An 18,304-nucleotide genomic window follows, 5' to 3' on the forward strand; every position below is an offset into this window, starting at 1 on the left:
TGTTTCCTAGGAAGCTAACTTGGACAAGTCCGCCACGCGGTTCATGGCGTTGTGCAGGCTTTGCAGCAGGCCCAGGCGGTTCAGGCGCACGTCGATGGCCTCGGCGTTGACCATCACGCCGTCAAAGAAGGCATCCACCGGCGCACGCAGGGCGGCCAGCGACTGCAGGCTGGCGGTGTAGTCACCCGCTTCGAACTGGGCCTGGGCGGCAGGGGTGACCTGCTGCATGGCGGCGAACAAGGCAATCTCGGCAGGCTCCTGCAGCAACACCGTGCTGACATGGGGGTCCACCGTATCGGCCTTCTTCAGGATGTTGCCGATGCGTTTGTTGGCGGCGGCCAGCGCGGCGGCTTCTGGCAGGGCGGCAAAGGCGCGCACGGCGGCCAGGCGTTTGGGGATGTCGGCCAGACGCTGCGGGCGCAGGGCCAGCACGGCATCGACTTCCTGGGGGCTGTAGCCTTCTTCGCGCAGGCTGCCGCCCAGGCGCTCAAACATGAAGGTCAACAAGGCCTGCACCGAAGCTTCGCGTGGCGCCGTGCATTTGTCGCCCAGTACGGCGAACGCGGCTTCCACCAGCGCGGTCACGTCCAGCGGCAGGTTTTGCTCGGTCAGCATGCGGATGACGCCCAGCGCGTGGCGGCGCAGCGCAAACGGGTCCTTGTCGCCGGTGGGCAGGTTGCCGATGCCGAACATGCCGACCAGGGTTTCCAGCTTGTCGGCCAGCGCCACGGCGGTGCCCACGGGATTGCGCGGCAGCGTGTCGCCTGCGAAACGGGGTTTGTAGTGGTCTTCGATGGCATCGGCCACGTCCACGCCCAGGCCGTCGTTGAGCGCGTAGTAGCGGCCCATGGTGCCTTGCAGCTCGGGGAATTCACCCACCATGTCGGTGACCAGATCGGTCTTGGCCAGCAGCGCGGCCTGGTCGGCCTGCAGGGCCAGCGCCTCGCCGCCGAGTTGCAGGGCGATGGCTTTGGCAATGGCACGCACGCGCACCACGCGTTCGCCCTGCGAGCCCAGCTGGTTGTGGTAGACCACCTTGTCCAGCCCCGCCACGCGGGACTCCAGCGTCTTCTTGCGGTCCTGGTCGAAGAAAAACTTCGCATCGGCCAGGCGCGGGCGCACCACGCGTTCGTTGCCGCCGATGACCTGGCTGGGATCGGCCGGGCTGATGTTGCTGACGATCAGGAACTGGTGGGTCAGCTTGCCCGCCGCGTCCAGCAGCGGGAAGTACTTCTGGTTGGCCTTCATGGTCAGGATCAGGCATTCCTGCGGCACGCCGAGGAATTCTTCTTCGAAGCTGCAGACCAGCACATTGGGGCGCTCGACCAGGGCGGTCACTTCGTCCAGCAGCGCTTCATCTTCGATAGCACGCACGCCATTGCCAATCAGCGCAGCAGCCGCATTCAGCTGGCGCACGATGTCGGCCCGGCGGTCGGCAAAGCTGGCAATCACCGCGCCGTCGCGGGCCAGGGTTTCGGCGTAGCTGTCGGCATCTTTGAGCACCACAGGATCGACACTGGCTTCAAAGCGGTGGCCGTGGGTGGTGTTGCCAGACTGCAGGCCCAGGGCTTCCACGGGCACGATGTCGCTGCCATGCAACGCCACCAGGCCATGCGCGGGGCGCACAAAGCTGACGCTGGTCCAGCCGGGCTGGGCGCAGCCGCTGGCCAGCTGGTAGGTCATCACTTTCGGGATGGGCAGCTTGGCGATGGCTTCCAGCAGGGCTTTCTGCAGGCCTTCCTGCAGGCGGGCACCGGCCACGGTGCGCTCAAAAAACAGGGCTTCGGCCTTGCCGTCCAGGGCGCGCTTCAAACCGGCAACGGCTTCTGGCCCGGCACCCAGGGCCTGCAGCTTTTTCAGCAGCGCGGGCGTGGGCTGGCCATCGGCGCTCAGGCCCACGGCCACGGGCATCAGCTTGGCAGACACGGCCTTGTCGGCGGCAAAGGGGGCCACTGCAGTGATGTGCGCGGCCAGGCGGCGGGGCGAGGCGAAGGCGGTGAGCTGCGACTCGACGCTGGCCAGGCCCTGGGCCTTGAGTTGCTCCAGCAGTACGGCGGCAAACGCGTCGCCCAGTTTCTTGAGGGCCTTGGGTGGCAGCTCTTCAACGAACAGCTCCACCAGTAAATTTTGAACGCTCATAGGTACTGACATTTAAGCGGCTTTCTTTTCAATCTGGGCCAGGACTTCGGCGGCCCAGTCTTTGGGGGCCATCGGAAAGCCCAGGCGGGCGCGGCTATCCAGGTAGCTTTGCGCCACGCTGCGGGCCAGGTTGCGGATGCGGCCCATGTAGGCGGCGCGCTCGGTCACGCTGATGGCACCGCGGGCGTCCAGCAGGTTGAAGCTGTGCGCGGCTTTGAGCACCTGCTCGTAGGCGGGCAGCGCCAGGCTCTCGGTCACCAGGTGCTTGGCCTGCTTTTCGTGGGCGGTGAAGGCGGTGAACAGGAAGTCGGTGTCGCTGTGCTCGAAGTTGTAGGTGGATTGCTCCACCTCGTTCTGCTTGTACACGTCGCCATAGCTCAAACCGTCGGTCCAGACCAGGTTGTAGACGTTGTCCACGCCCTGCAGGTACATGGCCAGGCGCTCCAGGCCGTAGGTGATTTCGCCGGTGGCGGGCTTGCAGTCGATGCCGCCGACCTGCTGGAAGTAGGTGAACTGCGTGACTTCCATGCCGTTGAGCCAGACTTCCCAGCCCAGGCCCCAGGCACCCAGGGTGGGGTTTTCCCAGTCGTCTTCGACGAAGCGGATGTCGTTCTTTTTGAGGTCAAAGCCCAGCGCTTCGAGCGAGCCCAGGTACAGCTCCAGGATGTTGGCCGGGGCGGGCTTCAAGACCACCTGGTACTGGTAGTAGTGCTGCAGGCGGTTGGGGTTCTCGCCGTAGCGGCCATCCTTGGGGCGGCGGCTGGGCTGCACGTAGGCGGCTTTCCAGGGCTCCGGGCCGATTGCTCGCAAAAATGTAGCGGTATGCGACGTACCCGCGCCCACTTCCATATCGTAGGGCTGCAACAGCGCGCAGCCTTGATCAGCCCAGTAGGACTGCAGTGTCAAAATAATTTGCTGGAATGTCTTCATGGAGGTCTGCAAAGGGGGATCGCCGGGGGCGGCAATTTAACCTTTGATTTTACGGGGCTGTGGAATATGTCACGTAATACCGCCAGGCACGCCCATTGTGTGGCTCGCACTCGTTACATTCACACAGGTTGCGCAGAGGAAAAACAATGGACTTGGAACAAGCAGGCAGCAATTTCAGTTGGTTTATGGCGTACCTGATCGCCAGCATCTTGCTGATCATGGGTGTGGCGGCGGGGCTCATGCTGTGGCAGTACCGCAAGCAAAAACGCGAGCGGCGAACGACGGCGCGCATGGCCCGGGCCCGCGCACGGGCTTGGCGCGATGGCAAGCCCACCCCCTCCCAGCAAGCCAAACTTGAGCATAAAAAAGGCGCCTAGCGCTTATTCCATCAGCACGACAAGCTCCTCATTCAATAGCAAAACCCACCCACGAACAGAAGCATGGCGCTGCGGCGCCACCACCACCGGCCCAGGGCCCACCGCTTGCCAGGTGGTGCGAGGGGGTGGGGCTAAAGCAAAAAGAGCTGCTAGCGCTTATATAACAAGCACGAACAGCTCTTTTTTTTATAGCGAACAGTCCCTCAGCCAGACGTGTGCCCTGCCAGGACACCCGTGCAATGGGAGCCTGGGGGTGTTCAATATTCCCAGAAAATGCGCTGCAGTTCCTTGGTGTCGCTGGTCTTGGTCAAGGCCACCATAGCCAGGATGCGGGCCTTCTGGGGGCGCAGGTCGTGGGCCACGACCCAGTCGTACTTGTCGTCAGGCTGCTCGGCGTTGCGCAGCACAAAGCCGTCGGGCACGCGGGCGCTGCGGATCACGATGGCGCCGTCGGCACGTACTTTTTGCAGGTAGGGCACGATGCGGTCGGCCACCGAGCCGTTGCCGGGGCCGCCGTGGATCAGCGCCTTGATGCCGCTCTTGCCCAGGGCTTCGATGGCGGTAGGTGCCACGCCTTCGTAGCCCATGGCGATTTCCACGTTGGGCAGGCTGGTGATGGTGTCGATGTCGAACTCGGAGTTCATGGTGTGGCGCTTGACGGGGGCACGGAACCAGTAGTTCTTGCCTTCCACGATCATGCCCAAGGGGCCCCACTGGCTGGAGAACGCATTGGTCTTGATGTTGACGTTCTTGCTGACATCGCGGCCGCTGTCGATGGTGTCGTTCATGGTCAGGAGCACGCCCTTGCCCATGGCGTCCTTGCTGCCCGCCACGCTGACGGCGTCAAACAGATTCAACGCGCCGTCGGCCGACAAGGCCGTCCCCGGACGCATGGACGCCACCATCACGATGGGCTTGTTGGTGTGCTCCACCAGGGTCAGGAAGTAGGCGGTTTCTTCCACGGTGTCGGTGCCGTGGGTGATGACGATGCCGTCCACGTCGGCTTGCTTGGCCAGGGCCGAGACGCGCTTGGCCAGGGTCAGCAGGTTGTCGTTGGTCAGGCTTTCAGAGGCCACCTGGAACACCTGCTCGCCGCGCACATTGGCCACATTGGCCAGCTCGGGCAAACCGGCGATCAGCTTTTCCACACCCACCTTGGCCGCGGCGTAGGTGGCGCTGTTGAGGGCCGACGCACCGGCACCGGCGATGGTGCCGCCGGTGGCCAGGATCACCACATTGGGTTTGGCCGCCTGGGCATGGGCCAGGGTGGCAAGAGCCGACAGGGCCGCGATGGCAGCTCCGGCGACGAATTTTTCGATCTTGAAATGGGCGCGCATGGGAGGTTCTCAGGTGAAAGGGTTATGACAAAAAGCACCTCGTTTTCGAGGTGCCTGATGGTAGCGATGGGCACCAGAATTGGGTATGCAAGTCCCATGCCTTGTGCGTATAACCCCGTCACACTTCGGTCATAAGCTTATGTTGCGCACCGCTACCGCCCGTTTTACTTGAGGTGGTGCACCGGCCCCATGCCGTACACAGGGGTGGGAATACCCTCCATGCGCGCCTTCAGCTGCAGCGCCAAAAACTCCGAGTAGTGCCGCGACTGGTGCATGTTGCCGCCGTGGAACCACATCTGCGGCTGCGCCGTGGGCTTCCACATATTGCGCAGCTCGCCCTCCCACGGACCCGGGTCCTTGGTGGTGCCAGAGCCCAGCCCCCAGCACTTGCCGACCCGGTCGGCCACTTCCTGCGACACCAGCTTGGCAACCCAGCCGTTCATCGAACCGTAGCCGGTGGCGTAAACCACCAGGTCGGCGGGCAGCTCGGAGCCGTCGGTAAAGCTGACCGAATGCGCATTCAGCCGCTCGATGTTGACCCCGCTCTTGAGCTTGATGCGGCCATCGGCCACCAGCTCCGACGCGCCCACGTCGATGTAGTAGCCCGAGCCGCGCCGCAGGTACTTCATGAACAGGCCCGAGCCGTCTTCGCCGAAGTCGAGCAGAAAGCCCGCGCGCTCCAGCCGGGCGTAGAAGTCGGCATCGCGCTGCTTCATCGCGTCGTACACCGGGATGTGGAAGGTGTGCATGATCTTGTAGGGCACCGAGGCGAAGGTCAGGTCGGCCTGGTTGGTGGTCACGCCCTTGGCAATCGCTTCCTCGGAGTACAGCCCGCCCAGGGCCAGCTCCATCAGCGAGTCCGACCGGGCGATGTGGGTGCTGGAGCGCTGCACCATGGTCACGTCGGCGCCGTTCTCCCACAGGTCGGCGCAGATGTCGTGGGCCGAGTTGTTGGAGCCCAGCACCACCACCTTCTTGCCCGCATACGCCTCGCCACCCGGGTGCTGGCTGGAGTGGTGTTGCACGCCCTGAAACGTCTCTGCGCCGGCCACCTTGGGCACATTGGCAAAGCCGGACACGCCCAGCGCAAACACCAGCTGTTGGGGCCGTAGCACCACCGGTTGACCGTTGCGCAGCACGTGCACGGTCCACTCCTGGGCGGCTTCGTCGAACTGCGCGCTCTGGCACTCGGTGGAGCTCCAGTAGTTCAATTCCATCACCTTGGTGTACATCTCCAGCCAGTCGCCCACCTTGTCCTTGGGGGTAAACACCGGCCAGTCGTCGGGAAACGGCAGGTAGGGCATGTGGTCGTACCAGACCGGGTCGTGCAGGCACAGCGACTTGTAGCGGTTGCGCCAGGAATCCCCGGCACGCGGGTTCTTCTCAATAATCAGCGTGGGCACGCCCAGCCGCTTGAGCCGCGCCCCCAGGCCGATGCCGCCCTGCCCGCCGCCGATGATGACCACGTAGGGCTGCTCGGTGCTGCCCAGTGCCGCCTCCTGCTGCGTCTTGCGTTCCAGCCAGTTCTGGCGGTTTTTCTGCGCGCCGTGCTCCGCGCCCTTGATGCGGCGTGGCCCCTTTTTCTCTTCGAAGCCCTTGAGCTCGGTCATGGTGGTCAGCAGCGTCCAGCACAGGCCGTTCTTCAAACGGATCTGGCCGCGCCCGCGCGCCACCGCGGTCTCGAAGGTGAACCAGGCCTCGGTCAGGTCGCCGGTGGCGCTGGCCTCGCCCTCGACCTGCCAGTGGCCGGGCTGCACACGGGCCAGCGTGCTGTCCAGCAGGTCGCGGATCTGGTCGCGGCCCTCCACGGTTTTGATGTTCCAGGTGAAGGCGACCAGGTCGCGCCAATAGCTCTCGGGCGCGAACAGGGCCAGCGCGCCGTCCACGTCATGCGCCGTGAGCGCCGCGCCAAAGCGGTCCAGCCAGGCTTGCACCTGCTGGTGGGGGGAATGCACAGAATCGGTCATACAGCTTGTCTCCGTTATCGTTGGGTAGTTCGTCACCGGGTCGCCCCGGCAGGCTCTTACCGCAAACGCCGTGCCCGCGGGCACTGCCGCTGCCCACAGAATGCAAGCTGTTGATCCTATTCACTATTTTCCGCACGCACGGGTCAAGGGCCGCCCCGTGCGGGTGTCACACCGTGACAGTTGCCACAGGCCGCTGCGTGACAGCTGTCACACCGGCGGCGGCCCCTCACCCCCATGGTTGGGCGAGGTGATGCCCCAGCGCTGCATGCGCCGATACACCGTCATGCGCGACACCTGGAGCTGGCGGGCCACGGCCGTCACGTTCCAGCCCGCGGCGCGCAGTTGGCGGGCCAGCGCAGCCGCATCCCCATCGCCCACCGGGGGTGCCAGCGCGGTGTGCGGGCCGGGCATGCCGCCCAGCCGGTCGGGCAGATCGGCCAGGGTGATGCGGCCCTGGCGGCACACGCTGCGGGCGTACTCGACCACGTTGTGCAGCTCGCGCAGATTGCCCGGCCAGCGGTAGGCCAGCAGCCAGGCCCGCGCATCGGGGGCCAGCACGGGCACCTCGGCACCGTCGGCAGCCGTTTGCAGCATATGGTCCAGCATCCAGCCCAGGTCCTGCCGCTCGCGCAGCGCGGGCAGGCGGATGTGTGCGCCGTTCAACCGGTAGTACAGGTCGTCGCGAAACCGCCCTTCCCGCACCAGCACTTCCAGGTCGCAGTGGGTGGCGGCGATGACGCGCAGGTTCACCGGCACCGGCCGCGTGGCACCGATAGGCAGCACCTCGCGCTCGGACAGCACGCGCAGCAGCCGCGCCTGCAGCAGCCGCGGCATGTCGCCAATCTCGTCCAGAAACAGGGTGCCGCCATCGGCCTCCTGGATCAGCCCGCGCTTGGCCTTGCTGCCCGCGCCAGTGAAGCTACCCGGCAGGTGGCCAAACAGCTCGCTCTCGATCAGGTTCTCGGGGATCGCCGCGCAATTCACCGCCACAAACGGGCGGCTGCGCCGCGCGCTGCTGGCGTGCAAGGCCTTGGCCAGCACCTCTTTGCCGGTGCCGGTCTCGCCGGTGAGCAGCATGCTGACGGGAGAGTTCAGCAGGCGGGCGGCGCGCTCGATCTGCCGGTCCAGCGCCGCGTCGCCGCCCGACAAACGGGCCAGGGGCGCAGGCAGCGGGTTCTCTGCTGGCGTGTGCGGCACGCTGGGCCAGCGGGTGGGCGGCGGCGTGGCCAGCAAAAAAAGCAGGCGGGCACTGCCCGCCAGCGCTACGGCGCGCTGGTCGGTGGGATGGCCCTGCACAAAGCGGCCCAGGTCGTTGAAATCCAGGTGGAAAATGCGGTCCAGGCGCTGGCCCAGCACCGGGGCGGTGTGCAGCGGCTCCAGCAGCAGCTGGGCGCGCCGGTTGTGGCCGATGATGCGACCGCCCGCGTCCAGGGCCAGCAGGTATTCGGGGTTGGCATCCAGAAACTGCGGGGCCGCACTCAACCGCAAGATCCAGTCATGCCTAAAGCGCTGCAGAAAACTGGCGTTCTCTACATGTTGGGCATACACCTTCACCAGTTGCAGCGCCAGGTGCTGGCTGTCCTTGGGCAGGGGCGAGCGCAGCGCCGAAATGTCCAGCACGGCGGTCAGTTGGCCCAGCGCATCAAATACCGGCGCGGTGGTGCAGGTCAGCGGGATATGGGTGGCATCGAAATGGTCGCCCTGGTGCACGGTCAGGGCTTCGCCGGTGCTGATGCAGGTGCCCACACCGCAGGTACCGGCCACCGACTCACTCCAGTCTGCGCCCAGGCACAGCCCGGCTTTGCGCATGGGCTGGTCGTACTGCAGGTCGCCAATGAAATCCACGGTGATGCCGCGCGCGTCGGTCAACAGCACCACATAGCCCATGCCAGCCACCTGCTGGTAGAGCGTTTCCATGCCGTGGCGGGCAATCTGCAAAAACGCCTCCATCTGGTCCTGCCGCTCCCGCAGCCGCGCGTGCGGCAGGATGATGGCTTCCTGCATGCGGGTGGGGTCGAGCTGGTGCTGCTGCACGCAGCGCGTCCACGAGTTGCGGATGATGCTGTCGTGCCCCTCGGTGCCGACCATGGCGTGGCCGCCGCTGGACAGGCGCATGACCTGGGCGATGTGCTGCTGCTGGGAAGAATGCATGGACTTGTCTCCTGTGCAGCCGTCCACCGCCGGTGGAAGCCGGGCCTCTGCGGGCCAGAAGCACTATAGCCTGCGCGCCCTGCGTGCGCCCATCCACGCCAGCGCCCACGCCAGCAGCCCCAGCCCCCACAGCGGCCACAGCCCCATGCGGGCCACCCACCAAGCGTAGGGGGTGATGCGCCAGCCACTGGTGGCATTCAGCCCCCGGCCCTGCACCTCGCCCACCAGCACATCGCGCGTCAGCCGGGGTAGCGCCTGCACCACGCGGCCCCGGTGGTCGATGATGGCGGTGGCGCCGGTGTTGGTGGCGCGCAGCATGGGCCGCTCGAATTCCAGCGTGCGCATGCGCGAGATGCCCAAGTGCTGGTCAATCGCCAGCGAGTCGCCAAACCAGCCGATGTTGCTGATGTTGACAAAGATGGTCGGGGCCTGCGCCGGGTCGATGAAGCGTGCGCCCAGCTCCTCGCCAAACAAATCTTCGTAGCAGATATTCGGCGCCAGGCGCTGGCCCGCCACCACCAGCGACGGCTGGCCCACCGCGCCGCGGTTGAAGTCGCCCAGCGGGATGTGCATCATCTCGGTGAACCACTTGAACAGCGGCGGAATGAACTCGCCAAACGGCACCAGGTGGTGCTTGGCGTAGGTGTAAGGCTGGGGGCTGCCGGGTTGCAGGCCAACCACGGCGTTCAGGTAACCTTCTTGGGCGTTGCCCAGCGGCACGCCGACCAGGGCGGTTTGTTCGCCGCTGGCAAAGCGCTGCAACAGGCCCGGCCAGTATCCTGCGGGCAGCTGCTGCGGCAGCATGGGAAGGGCGGTCTCGGGGGCCACCACCAGCACAGTCTTGGCCTGGGCCAGCTGCTCGCCATACCAGTTCAACGCCACGGGTACACCGGCACCCAGCTCAAACTTTTCGTCCTGCGGGATATTGCCCTGCAGCAGCGTGACAGCCAGGCGGGCCGCCGGGTCGTTGGGCGGCTGCACTACCGAGTCGGCCGTGGCCACCAGCAGCGCCACCAGCGCCAGCACCCGCCACTGGCGCAGCACCACGCACGCCGCCACCAACGAAGCCACCCAGCCCACGCCGTACACGCCCACGTACGGGGCCAGCAGCGCCAGCCCATCGAGCTGGGCATAGCCGCCCGCCCCCCAGGGGAAGCCGGTCAGCCACTGCCCGCGTGCCAGTTCGGCCAGCAACCAGGAAAATGCAAAAACAATAGCACGCCACGCCCTATTGGTGGGCGCCAAGGCCTTAAAACACCCACATGCCAGTGCATAGACCATAGCCAACGCTGCGGCCAGCCCGGCCACCGCCATCACGGCCAAAGGGGCTGGCAAACCGCCGTAGGTGTGCATGGAAATGAACAGCCACCAGAAGGTGCCGCCCAGCCAGGCCCAGGCAAACAGCCCGCCCAGCAGGGCCGCATGCCGGGGCGAAGCGGCGCGTTCCACCAGCCAGTACAGGCCACCCATGGACAGCAGTTGCAGCCACCACAGCGGCTGGCCGTTCCAGGGGTTGGCAATCGACAGGGCCTGCGCGCCGCCGAACACTGCTGCCAGCAAGAGGCCTCCCAGCCCGGTGGGGCGGGGGCTGCGGAACAGGCCGCGCATCAACCGGTGAGGTCGGTATCGGCCACCGGCGACACTTTGAACCAGCGCACCGCACCGCCCTTGGCGTGCAGCACCACAAAGTTCAGCCCGGCCATGGCGTGGTGTTCGCCGCGCTTGGGCACGTGGCCCATTTCGTGGGCAATCAGGCCGCCGATGGTGTCGAACGCGTCGTCGGGGTCGGTGCTGGCCAGCTTCACGCCAAAGGCTTCGTTGACGCGCTCGATGGAGGTGTCGCCGCTGACCCGGTAGGTGCGGTCGGCCAGGCCGAAGATGTCGCCTTCGTCCTCGGCAATGTCAAACTCGTCTTCGATCTCGCCGACGATCTGCTCCAGCACGTCTTCGATGGTGATCAGCCCGGCAATGCGGCCAAACTCATCGACCACGATGGCCAGGTGGTTGCGGTTGCCACGGAACTCGCGCAGCAGGTCGTTCAGGCCCTTGGTTTCGGGCACGAACACCGCCGGGCGCAGCAGGGCGCGGATGTTCAGCTCGGGGGCCCGCTGCAGCTTGAGCAGGTCCTTGGCCATCAGGATGCCGATGATGTTTTCTTTTTCGCCCTCGTAGACCGGAAAGCGCGAGTGGGCGGTTTCGATCACGATGTGCAGCAGCTCGTCGAACGGTGCGGCAATGTTGAGCAGGTCCATGCGCGTGGCCGCCACCATCACTTCGCCCGCAGCCATGTCGGCCATGCGGATCACCCCCTCCAGCATGGCGCGCGACTCGGCACCGATGATGTGGTTGCCCTCGGCTTCGGACAGGGTTTCCAGGAGTTCGTCGCGCGAATCGGGTCCGGGGTGGATGAATTCGGCGAGTTTTTGCAGAAAGCCACGCTTGTCTTCCCGTTCAGGGAGCGATGAAGACGAGCGCGCGGGGTAAGGGTCTGACACAGCCTTGGATGCAGGACGTGCGGTTGTTAAGGAGCCCCTAGGATAGCTGATCGCCATGGCGGCGACCCGAAAACTTCAGGCGGCCGACTTATGCCGGGCATCGCGCACACCCCGGCGCACGCTTTGCAGGCCACTGAGCAGGTCCCAGAAGTTTTTCGCCTGGGTCTTGAACTGGTAGTCGGTCTGGGCGATCTGCTCGGCCACCATGGCGGTGACACGGCTGTCCAGCGTGGCGGGCGGCAGGCGCAGGAAGGCCTCGGCTTCGGAGCCCTCACGCTCCACCGTGGCCCCGGCTTTGCGGGCAATCTTGAGCATGGCGGTGTTTTCGCTCAGGGCATGGACAAACAGCAGCTCGACCCCTTCGTTGCGGGCATGCACGGTGGCACGGTCGAACAGCCGCGCGCCATAGCCCCGGCCCCGGGCGGTGGGCCGCACCGACACGCCAAATTCGGCGCAGGACTTGAACTGCGGATTCACCGAGTACGCCAGGTGTGCCATGGCAATCAGTTCCAGCTTGCGGTTGTAGATGCCAAAGATGTCGTCTTTCGCAAAATTGAGGCTGTCCACGTACTCCCGGATATTGCGGTCGGCGGCGCTGTAACCAAACCGAAGGTAGCGGTCGCGGGGGTCCAGCGCCAGCAGGTGGGCAGCAATGCGCTCGCGGTGGCCTTCGCCCAGGGAGCGAATGGGCACCAAAACGGGCGTGGCCGCATGGGGAACGACCAGGGCCAGGGGTGCAGGAGACGGTTTTTGAAAATCTGACATCCCTGGAATATACGGGTTTTCCCTTAAAACACCAGCCCCCGCCCCTGCTGGGTTTGTGGACTAGCGCCCACCCCCCGCCTCCGCGCCAAATAGTGCCGTTTTAACCGGTGGAAAAACAACAATTTCCCCTGCACGCACCGCCAGGACGGCATAAACTTTGCATTCAGTTCCAAGGTAAATAGCGATTACGGTAATTTTTCACAGACAGGGGGTGCAAGATGCGCATACACACCGATTATTTTTTGACCCAGATGGGCCGCCAATGGGGCTGGGTGGTATTTCGCGGGCTGGTGGCGATTGTTTTTGGCGGGCTGGCTTTGCTGGTATCCAACCGCGAGTTCGAAGCCCTGGCCCCGATTTGGGGCGGCTATGTGGTGGCCGACGGCTTTCTGGCCCTGCTCACGGCCTACCAGATCCGCGAAAAAAACCGTCCCTGGTGGTCGCTGGCGGTGGTGGGGCTGGTCGGCATGCTGGCCGGGTGGTTCATCTTTGCCTTGCCGGGCAAAACCATGGGTCTGCCGTCGCTGGTGGCCCTGTGGTCGCTGGCCATGGGCGGGTTCCAGATTGTGGCGGCGCTGCGCATGCGCCAGTCCATCAAGGGCGAGTGGAGCCTGATTTTGTCGGGTGCGCTGGCGGTGCTGTTCGGCGTGCTGCTGCTGATCATCCCCAGTGAATTCACCAAGGCCATCGACTGGCTGATCATCGGCTTTTCTGTCAGCTTTGGCGTGCTGGTCATCGCCTTTGGCCTGCGGTTGCGCAACGCGGCGTACGTGGCCTGAATCGTCAAGTCTCTTAGACCGGCAAGGCCGTGGTGGCCTTGACGTGGTCGAGCACAAAGCTGGTTTTGCAGTCCTCCACGCTGGGGTGCTTGAGCAGCGTGTCCATGATGAAGCGCGAGTAGGCCGCCATATCCTGCACCACCACGCGCAGCAGGTAGTCCATCTCGCCGGTCAGCGACGCGCATTCCACCACCTCGGGCCAGGTCTGCACGCTGGCACGGAACACGTCCATGGGGTTGCGCTTGTGGGTTTCGGTGTGCTTTTCCAGCCGCACGTTGAGGTAGGCGGTGAGCCCCAGGCCCACGGCCTCGGGCTTGACCAGGGCCACGTAGCGGTCGATCACCCCCGTGTCTTCCAGCCGCTTGACGCGCCGCAGCACCGCGCTGGGCGACAGGCTCACCTGCTCTGAAAGCTGGTCGTAGGTGGCCCGTCCGTCGGCTTGCAGGCTGCGCAAAATCAGGCGGTCAATCTTGTCGAGTGTTTGCATGGATTGGATTTTGCAGCTTTCCTGCGCAGAATGTCCAAACATGCAGTAAAGCTAAATCGCCTGCGGTCTACAGTGCACGGTGAACAAAGGAGACCCGCCATGGCCACAGAACCCGCCGTCTACGGTAGCAGCGACCGACCACCCCGAGGCGACTACACCCGCGACGGCCTGGTGCTGGCCGACTACACCTGCCCGCAAAACTACACGGCCTACACGCCCCAGGACCACGACACCTACCGCCGCCTGTTCGAGCGCCAGTCGGCCCTGCTGCCGGGCCTGGCCTGCGACGAATTCATCGCCGCCCTGCCCTCGCTGGGCGTGAAAGACCGGATTCCGCGCTTCGAGGAGATCAACGACAAGCTCTACCCGGCCACCGGCTGGGAGGTGGTGGCCGTGCCCGGGCTGATCCCCGAGGTGCCGTTTTTCACCCTGCTGGCGAACCGCAAGTTCCCGGTGACCGACTGGATCCGCACGCCCGCCGAGTACGACTACATCGTCGAACCCGACGTGTTCCACGACCTGTTTGGCCACGTGCCGCTGCTGTTCAACCCGGTGTTTGCCGAGCATATGCAGGCCTACGGCGCGGGCGGCCTGAAAGCGCACCGCCTGGGTGCCTGCGAGCTGCTGTCGCGCCTGTACTGGTACACCATCGAGTTCGGCCTGGTGCGCCAGGCCAACGGGCTGCGGGCCTACGGCGCGGGCATCCTCAGCTCGTCCGGCGAGTTGCAGCACAGCGTGCGCAGCCCGGAGCCACAGCGCATTGCCCTGGACGTGACCCGCTGCATGCGCACCCGCTACAAGATCGACAGCTACCAGCAGACCTACTTCGTGATCGACAGCTTCCAGCAGCTGTTCGACATGACCGCCCCCGACTTCACGCCGCTGTATGCGCAGGTGCAGACCCTGGGCGAGCTGGCGGCAGATGCCCGGCTGGCCAGCGACCGCGTGCTATGAATTCATGAGCTTCTCACGCTGATGGAATAAGCGCCAGCGGCCTGAAAAGCTTGCAAAATGGCGGCATGCCCCACTTTGCCGCCAACCTGACAATGCTCTACCAGGAGCATGACTTTCTGGACCGTTTTGCCGCCGCCGCTGCGGATGGCTTCAGCGCCGTCGAAATCCTGTTCCCCTACGCCTATGCCGCCACCGATCTGGCCGCGCAACTGCGCGCGCATGGCCTGCAGCAGGTGCTGATCAACGCCCCGCCCGGCGACTGGGATGCGGGCGAGCGCGGCCTGGCCTGCCTGCCGGGGCGCGAGGCCGGATTTCGCCAGCTCTTTGCCCAGGCCCTGGACTACGCCCACGCGCTGGACTGCCCGCGCATCCACGTGATGGCTGGCATAGTGCCTGCGGGCCAGAGCCGTGACAGCCTGCGCCCGGTGCTGGAGGCCAATCTGGCCTGGGCCGCCGAGCAGGCCGCCGCCGCGGGCAAGGCGGTGCTGATCGAGCCCATCAACACCCGCGACATGCCCGGCTACTACCTGAACCACCAGGCCCAGGCGCACAGCCTGGTGCAGGCCGTGGGCGCGCCGAACCTGCAGGTGCAGATGGACCTGTACCACTGCCAGATCATGGAAGGCGACCTGGCCACGCGGCTGCGCCAGTACCTGCCCACGGGCCGGGTCGGCCACATCCAGATCGCCGGGGTGCCCGATCGGCACGAGCCGGACGCGGGCGAAGTGCACTACCCCTACCTGTTCGCCCTGCTCGACAGCCTGGGCTACACCGGCTCCGTAGCCTGCGAGTACCGGCCCCGGCGCGGTACCTCGGAAGGGCTGGGCTGGATGCGCCAGGCACTACAAAATAAGTAGCTGCTCACGCTGATGGAATGGGCGCTAGGGGCATAAAAGACTTAAATCCTCAGGCATGCAGCAATTCCAGGAACCGGGCCGTCGCCACGCCCACCGGTCGGTCGCTGCGCACGATGCTGCCGTAGGCGGCCAGCTTGTGCTTGATGGTGTAGGGCAGGATCTTCAGCAGGCCGTGGGTCTGGTAGCGGCTGGCGCTGGACTCGGGGATCACCGCGATCATCTGGGTCTTGAAGATCAGGTTGGTGGTGGTGAGGATGGACGAGGTTTCGATCAGCCCGCGGTGCAGGCCCGCATGGTGGTCGCGGAACTCCTGCTCCAGCACCTCGCGCATGGGGCTGCCATGGGGCTGCAAGATCCATGGAAATTGCAGCATGTCCTCAAACGACACCTGGGCCTGGCCCGCCAGCGGGTGGTCCACCGCCACCACCACCGACAGCGGCTCCTCGCCGATGGGGCGGAACTGGTGGTTCTGCCGCGCCGGGCCCAGCATGCGGCCAATCACCACGTCCAGCGCGCCCTCGCGCATCTGCTCCACCAGGCGGTCGCTGGTGTCCACCGCAATCTCGATGGCCAGCAGCGGGTACTCCTGTTTCAGACGGATCAGGCTGTCGGTCAGCAGCACCGGCGACGCCGCCATGATGCTGCCGATGAACAGCTTGCCCGCGCCGCCCAGGCGCAGCTCCTGCAGCTCGCGGTTCAGGGCCTCCATGGTGCCGCGCATGCCGCGAAAGGTGTTCATCACCGCCTGCCCCGCCGGGTTCAGCTGCAGGCCGCGCCCCACCCGGTCAAACAGCGGCTGGCCCAGCGCGTCCTCCAGCTCGTGCAGCATCTTGGTGGCCGCGGGCTGGGTCATGCCCAGCTGCTGCGCGGCCGCGTGCAGGGTGCGGTGCGCGTCAATCGCCAGCAACAGGGCCACCTGGCGCATGCGCAGGCGGTTCAGCAGCTGGGCGGTGGTGTCTGTCGTCGTTGTCATTTGATAACCCCAGGCAATCAATACATCAAATACTTTCACTATACGGGAATCAATTGGCTTCCTAAGATCCAGCCCATACAACGAATTGGAGCCCCCTATGCGCACCCCCTTTTGGCTGGCCACCGCCACCGTCCTGGCCTGCACCAGCTTTGCCACCCAGGCCCAGGAATGGCCCAGCAAGCCGGTCAAAATTCTGGTCGGCTCGGCCCCCGGCGGCGGCACCGATGCCATGGCCCGCGCCGTGGCCGACCGGCTGGGCCCGCTGCTGAAGCAACCGGTGGTGGTGGAGAACAAACCCGGTGCCTCCAACACCCTGGCCGCCGATGTGGCCGCCAAATCCACCGATGGCCACACCTTGCTGATGGGCGTGTCCACCGCCCAGGCGATTGCGCCCCATTTGCTCAAGCTCAACTACGACAGCAATAAGGACCTGGTGCCGGTGGCCTTTGTGGGCTCGGTGCCGAATGTGCTGGTGGTCAACACCGGGCTGGGGCTCACCGACGTGCAGTCGCTGGTCAAGATGGCCAAGGCCAAACCCGGCCAGATGAACTACGCCACCAGCGGATCGGGCAGCACGCAGCACATTGCGGCCGAACTGTTCAAGGAAGCGGCGGGGGTGTTCATCACCCACATCCCCTACCGGGGCAGCGGCCCGGCCATGATCGACCTGATCGGTGGCCAGGTGCAGATGAGCTTTGACACCCTGCCCTCGGTGATCGGCCAAATCAAGGCGGGCAAGATCAAGGCGCTGGCCGTGGCCGCGCCCAAACGCAACAGCCAACTGCCCGACGTGCCCACCCTGGCCGAAGCGGGTGTCAAGGGTGTGGAAATGAGCGCCTGGTATGGCATCTACATGCCCTCCAGCACGCCCAAGGCGGTGCAGGAACGGGTGCTGGCCGAGGTCAACAAGGTGCTGGCCATGCCCGAAACCCTGGCCCGGCTCGACGGTATCGGCGCAGAGGTCACGCCCATGGCGCAGGCCAGGTTCCAGGAATTCCACAACGCCGAATACCAGCGCTTCGGCGACCTCATCAAGCGCAAAAACATCAAACTCGACTGAGCGAAACCATGCAACACACAAAACCTGTGGTGGCCCTCACCCTGGGCGACCCCGCGGGCATCGGCCCAGAGCTGATCGCCCGCCTGCTGGGCCAGACCGATGCCACCACCCACGCCAACATCGTGCTGGTGGGCGATGCCTGGCTGTGGGCCGACGGCCAGAAGATTGCAGGCCTAGAGGTCGCCACCCAGCCGGTGCAAAGCTTTGCCGCAGTGCGCGCCCGCACCGACACCTCCCTGCCCGCCTGGCTGCCGATGGACACTGTGGCCGCCGCGCAGGTGCAGCGCGGCCAGGCCCAGGCCGTGGGCGGAGCGTCGGTGCTGCAGGTACTGAATGCCTGCATGGACGCCACCCAGCGCGGCGAGGTGGACGCCATCTGCTTTGCCCCGCTGAACAAGTTCGCCATGAAGCAAGGCGGCCTGCGCCATGAGGACGAGCTGCACCACTTTGCCGAGTACCTGGGCGTAAAAACCTACTTTTGCGAGTTCAACACCCTGGGCGATTTGTGGACCTCGCGGGTGTCCTCGCACATCCCGCTGAAAGATGCCGCCAGCTACCTGACGCAAGAGCGCATCCAGCAGGCTGCCGCCCTGATCTACCGCTCGCTGCAGGCCAGCGGCATTGCTGCGCCCAAAGTGGCGGTGGCGGCGTTCAACCCGCACGGCGGCGACGGCGGCACCTGCGGGCGCGAAGAGATCGACACCATCATCCCGGCCGTGGCCGCACTGCAGGCGCAGGGCATCGCGGTGGAAGGGCCCTTTCCCGCCGACACCATCTTCCTCAAAGCCCGCGACGGCGAATACCAAGCGATCGTCACCATGTACCACGACCAGGGCCAGATCGCCATCAAGCTGATGGGTTTCAGCAAGGGCGTGACGGTGCAGGGCGGCCTGCCCGTGCCCATCACCACGCCCGCCCACGGCACGGCCTACGACATCGCCGGGCTCGGCCAAGCCGATGTCAACGCCACCTACAACGCCTTGCGCATCGCCGCCCGCATGGGCCTGGCATCCCCAAAGAACTGAAAGAGCAG

At 65.4% G+C, this 18,304-nt stretch carries 16 protein-coding genes; 6 read left to right on the forward strand and 10 right to left on the reverse strand.

All coding sequences use genetic code 11. The features are described 5' to 3' along the window. Positions 1-6: 6 nt before the first annotated feature. Positions 7-2,139: a glycine--tRNA ligase subunit beta gene (glyS, locus tag AB3G31_RS19085; protein ID WP_367847637.1), complete on the reverse strand. Its 2,133-nt coding sequence runs from the start codon at positions 2,137-2,139 to the stop codon at positions 7-9. 12 nt (positions 2,140-2,151) lie between these two features. Next, positions 2,152-3,069 (reverse strand): glycine--tRNA ligase subunit alpha, encoded by a 918-nt coding sequence (gene glyQ, locus AB3G31_RS19090; RefSeq protein WP_367847638.1) that lies wholly within the window; start codon positions 3,067-3,069, stop codon positions 2,152-2,154. Positions 3,070-3,221: 152 nt separating this feature from the next. Between glyQ and AB3G31_RS19095 the strand changes: the two genes are divergently transcribed. Further along, positions 3,222-3,446 (forward strand): hypothetical protein, encoded by a 225-nt coding sequence (locus AB3G31_RS19095; RefSeq protein WP_367847639.1) that lies wholly within the window; start codon positions 3,222-3,224, stop codon positions 3,444-3,446. 257 nt (positions 3,447-3,703) lie between these two features. Here the strand turns inward: AB3G31_RS19095 and AB3G31_RS19100 are convergent, their stop codons facing one another. The 6 genes from AB3G31_RS19100 to AB3G31_RS19125 all read right to left on the reverse strand — a co-directional run bounded on the left by AB3G31_RS19100 (position 3,704) and on the right by AB3G31_RS19125 (position 12,161). Next, positions 3,704-4,783, reverse strand: coding sequence for a type II asparaginase (locus tag AB3G31_RS19100; protein WP_367847640.1), 1,080 nt, complete (start codon positions 4,781-4,783; stop codon positions 3,704-3,706). Positions 4,784-4,947: 164 nt separating this feature from the next. Then, positions 4,948-6,750, reverse strand: a complete 1,803-nt coding sequence (locus AB3G31_RS19105; RefSeq protein WP_367847641.1) for an NAD(P)/FAD-dependent oxidoreductase — start codon at positions 6,748-6,750, stop codon at positions 4,948-4,950. A gap of 207 nt (positions 6,751-6,957) precedes the next feature. Continuing rightward, complete coding sequence (locus AB3G31_RS19110; protein WP_367847642.1) at positions 6,958-8,901, reverse strand: sigma-54-dependent Fis family transcriptional regulator; 1,944 nt, start codon at positions 8,899-8,901, stop codon at positions 6,958-6,960. Between the two features lie 63 nt (positions 8,902-8,964). Further along, the gene (gene lnt, locus AB3G31_RS19115) at positions 8,965-10,509 is read right to left on the reverse strand and encodes an apolipoprotein N-acyltransferase (RefSeq protein ID WP_367847643.1); all 1,545 of its coding nucleotides are present in this window, start codon (positions 10,507-10,509) and stop codon (positions 8,965-8,967) included. Further along, complete coding sequence (locus AB3G31_RS19120) at positions 10,509-11,396, reverse strand: HlyC/CorC family transporter (protein ID WP_367847644.1); 888 nt, start codon at positions 11,394-11,396, stop codon at positions 10,509-10,511. The genes lnt and AB3G31_RS19120 overlap by 1 nt, the downstream gene beginning before the upstream one ends. Positions 11,397-11,471: 75 nt before the next feature. Next, on the reverse strand, positions 11,472-12,161 hold the full coding sequence (locus AB3G31_RS19125) for an N-acetyltransferase family protein (protein WP_367847645.1): 690 nt from the start codon (positions 12,159-12,161) through the stop codon (positions 11,472-11,474). A gap of 218 nt (positions 12,162-12,379) precedes the next feature. Between AB3G31_RS19125 and AB3G31_RS19130 the strand changes: the two genes are divergently transcribed. After that, positions 12,380-12,940 (forward strand): HdeD family acid-resistance protein, encoded by a 561-nt coding sequence (locus AB3G31_RS19130; RefSeq protein ID WP_367847646.1) that lies wholly within the window; start codon positions 12,380-12,382, stop codon positions 12,938-12,940. A gap of 13 nt (positions 12,941-12,953) precedes the next feature. Here the strand turns inward: AB3G31_RS19130 and AB3G31_RS19135 are convergent, their stop codons facing one another. Further along, positions 12,954-13,427, reverse strand: a complete 474-nt coding sequence (locus tag AB3G31_RS19135) for an Lrp/AsnC family transcriptional regulator (protein ID WP_367847647.1) — start codon at positions 13,425-13,427, stop codon at positions 12,954-12,956. 99 nt (positions 13,428-13,526) lie between these two features. Between AB3G31_RS19135 and phhA the strand changes: the two genes are divergently transcribed. Then, on the forward strand, positions 13,527-14,381 hold the full coding sequence (phhA, locus tag AB3G31_RS19140; protein WP_367847648.1) for a phenylalanine 4-monooxygenase: 855 nt from the start codon (positions 13,527-13,529) through the stop codon (positions 14,379-14,381). A gap of 65 nt (positions 14,382-14,446) precedes the next feature. Next, complete coding sequence (gene otnI, locus AB3G31_RS19145) at positions 14,447-15,238, forward strand: 2-oxo-tetronate isomerase (RefSeq protein WP_367847649.1); 792 nt, start codon at positions 14,447-14,449, stop codon at positions 15,236-15,238. A 49-nt stretch (positions 15,239-15,287) separates the two neighbouring features. On the opposite strand, the gene AB3G31_RS19150 is transcribed toward otnI, so the two are convergent. Beyond that, positions 15,288-16,211: a LysR family transcriptional regulator gene (locus tag AB3G31_RS19150; protein ID WP_367847650.1), complete on the reverse strand. Its 924-nt coding sequence runs from the start codon at positions 16,209-16,211 to the stop codon at positions 15,288-15,290. Between the two features lie 97 nt (positions 16,212-16,308). On the opposite strand from AB3G31_RS19150, the gene AB3G31_RS19155 reads away from it, so the two are divergent. Together AB3G31_RS19155 and AB3G31_RS19160 are read left to right on the forward strand one after the other, a co-directional pair. Then, the gene (locus AB3G31_RS19155) at positions 16,309-17,271 is read left to right on the forward strand and encodes a Bug family tripartite tricarboxylate transporter substrate binding protein (protein WP_367847651.1); all 963 of its coding nucleotides are present in this window, start codon (positions 16,309-16,311) and stop codon (positions 17,269-17,271) included. An 8-nt stretch (positions 17,272-17,279) separates the two neighbouring features. Further along, positions 17,280-18,296 carry a 4-hydroxythreonine-4-phosphate dehydrogenase PdxA gene (locus AB3G31_RS19160; protein ID WP_367847652.1) on the forward strand — a complete coding sequence of 339 codons (1,017 nt, stop codon included), beginning with the start codon at positions 17,280-17,282 and terminating at the stop codon, positions 18,294-18,296. The last annotated feature ends 8 nt before the right edge of the window (positions 18,297-18,304 follow it).

The organism is Rhodoferax sp. WC2427 (genome assembly GCF_040822085.1).
Classification (GTDB): Bacteria; Pseudomonadota; Gammaproteobacteria; order Burkholderiales; family Burkholderiaceae_C; genus Rhodoferax_B.

Excerpts from the sequence above, each read along its gene's own strand:
- lnt (WP_367847643.1), bottom strand. The coding sequence starts at position 10,509 with ATGCGCGGCCTGTTCCGCAGCCCCCGCCCCACCGGGCTGGGAGGCCTC.
- AB3G31_RS19110 (WP_367847642.1), bottom strand. The coding sequence starts at position 8,901 with ATGCATTCTTCCCAGCAGCAGCACATCGCCCAGGTCATGCGCCTGTCC.
- AB3G31_RS19100 (WP_367847640.1), bottom strand. The coding sequence starts at position 4,783 with ATGCGCGCCCATTTCAAGATCGAAAAATTCGTCGCCGGAGCTGCCATC.
- AB3G31_RS19125 (WP_367847645.1), bottom strand. The coding sequence starts at position 12,161 with ATGTCAGATTTTCAAAAACCGTCTCCTGCACCCCTGGCCCTGGTCGTT.
- AB3G31_RS19150 (WP_367847650.1), bottom strand. The coding sequence starts at position 16,211 with ATGACAACGACGACAGACACCACCGCCCAGCTGCTGAACCGCCTGCGC.
- AB3G31_RS19105 (WP_367847641.1), bottom strand. The coding sequence starts at position 6,750 with ATGACCGATTCTGTGCATTCCCCCCACCAGCAGGTGCAAGCCTGGCTG.
- otnI (WP_367847649.1), top strand. The coding sequence starts at position 14,447 with ATGCCCCACTTTGCCGCCAACCTGACAATGCTCTACCAGGAGCATGAC.
- AB3G31_RS19155 (WP_367847651.1), top strand. The coding sequence starts at position 16,309 with ATGCGCACCCCCTTTTGGCTGGCCACCGCCACCGTCCTGGCCTGCACC.
- phhA (WP_367847648.1), top strand. The coding sequence starts at position 13,527 with ATGGCCACAGAACCCGCCGTCTACGGTAGCAGCGACCGACCACCCCGA.
- AB3G31_RS19130 (WP_367847646.1), top strand. The coding sequence starts at position 12,380 with ATGCGCATACACACCGATTATTTTTTGACCCAGATGGGCCGCCAATGG.
- AB3G31_RS19160 (WP_367847652.1), top strand. The coding sequence starts at position 17,280 with ATGCAACACACAAAACCTGTGGTGGCCCTCACCCTGGGCGACCCCGCG.
- AB3G31_RS19135 (WP_367847647.1), bottom strand. The coding sequence starts at position 13,427 with ATGCAAACACTCGACAAGATTGACCGCCTGATTTTGCGCAGCCTGCAA.
- glyS (WP_367847637.1), bottom strand. The coding sequence starts at position 2,139 with ATGAGCGTTCAAAATTTACTGGTGGAGCTGTTCGTTGAAGAGCTGCCA.
- glyQ (WP_367847638.1), bottom strand. The coding sequence starts at position 3,069 with ATGAAGACATTCCAGCAAATTATTTTGACACTGCAGTCCTACTGGGCT.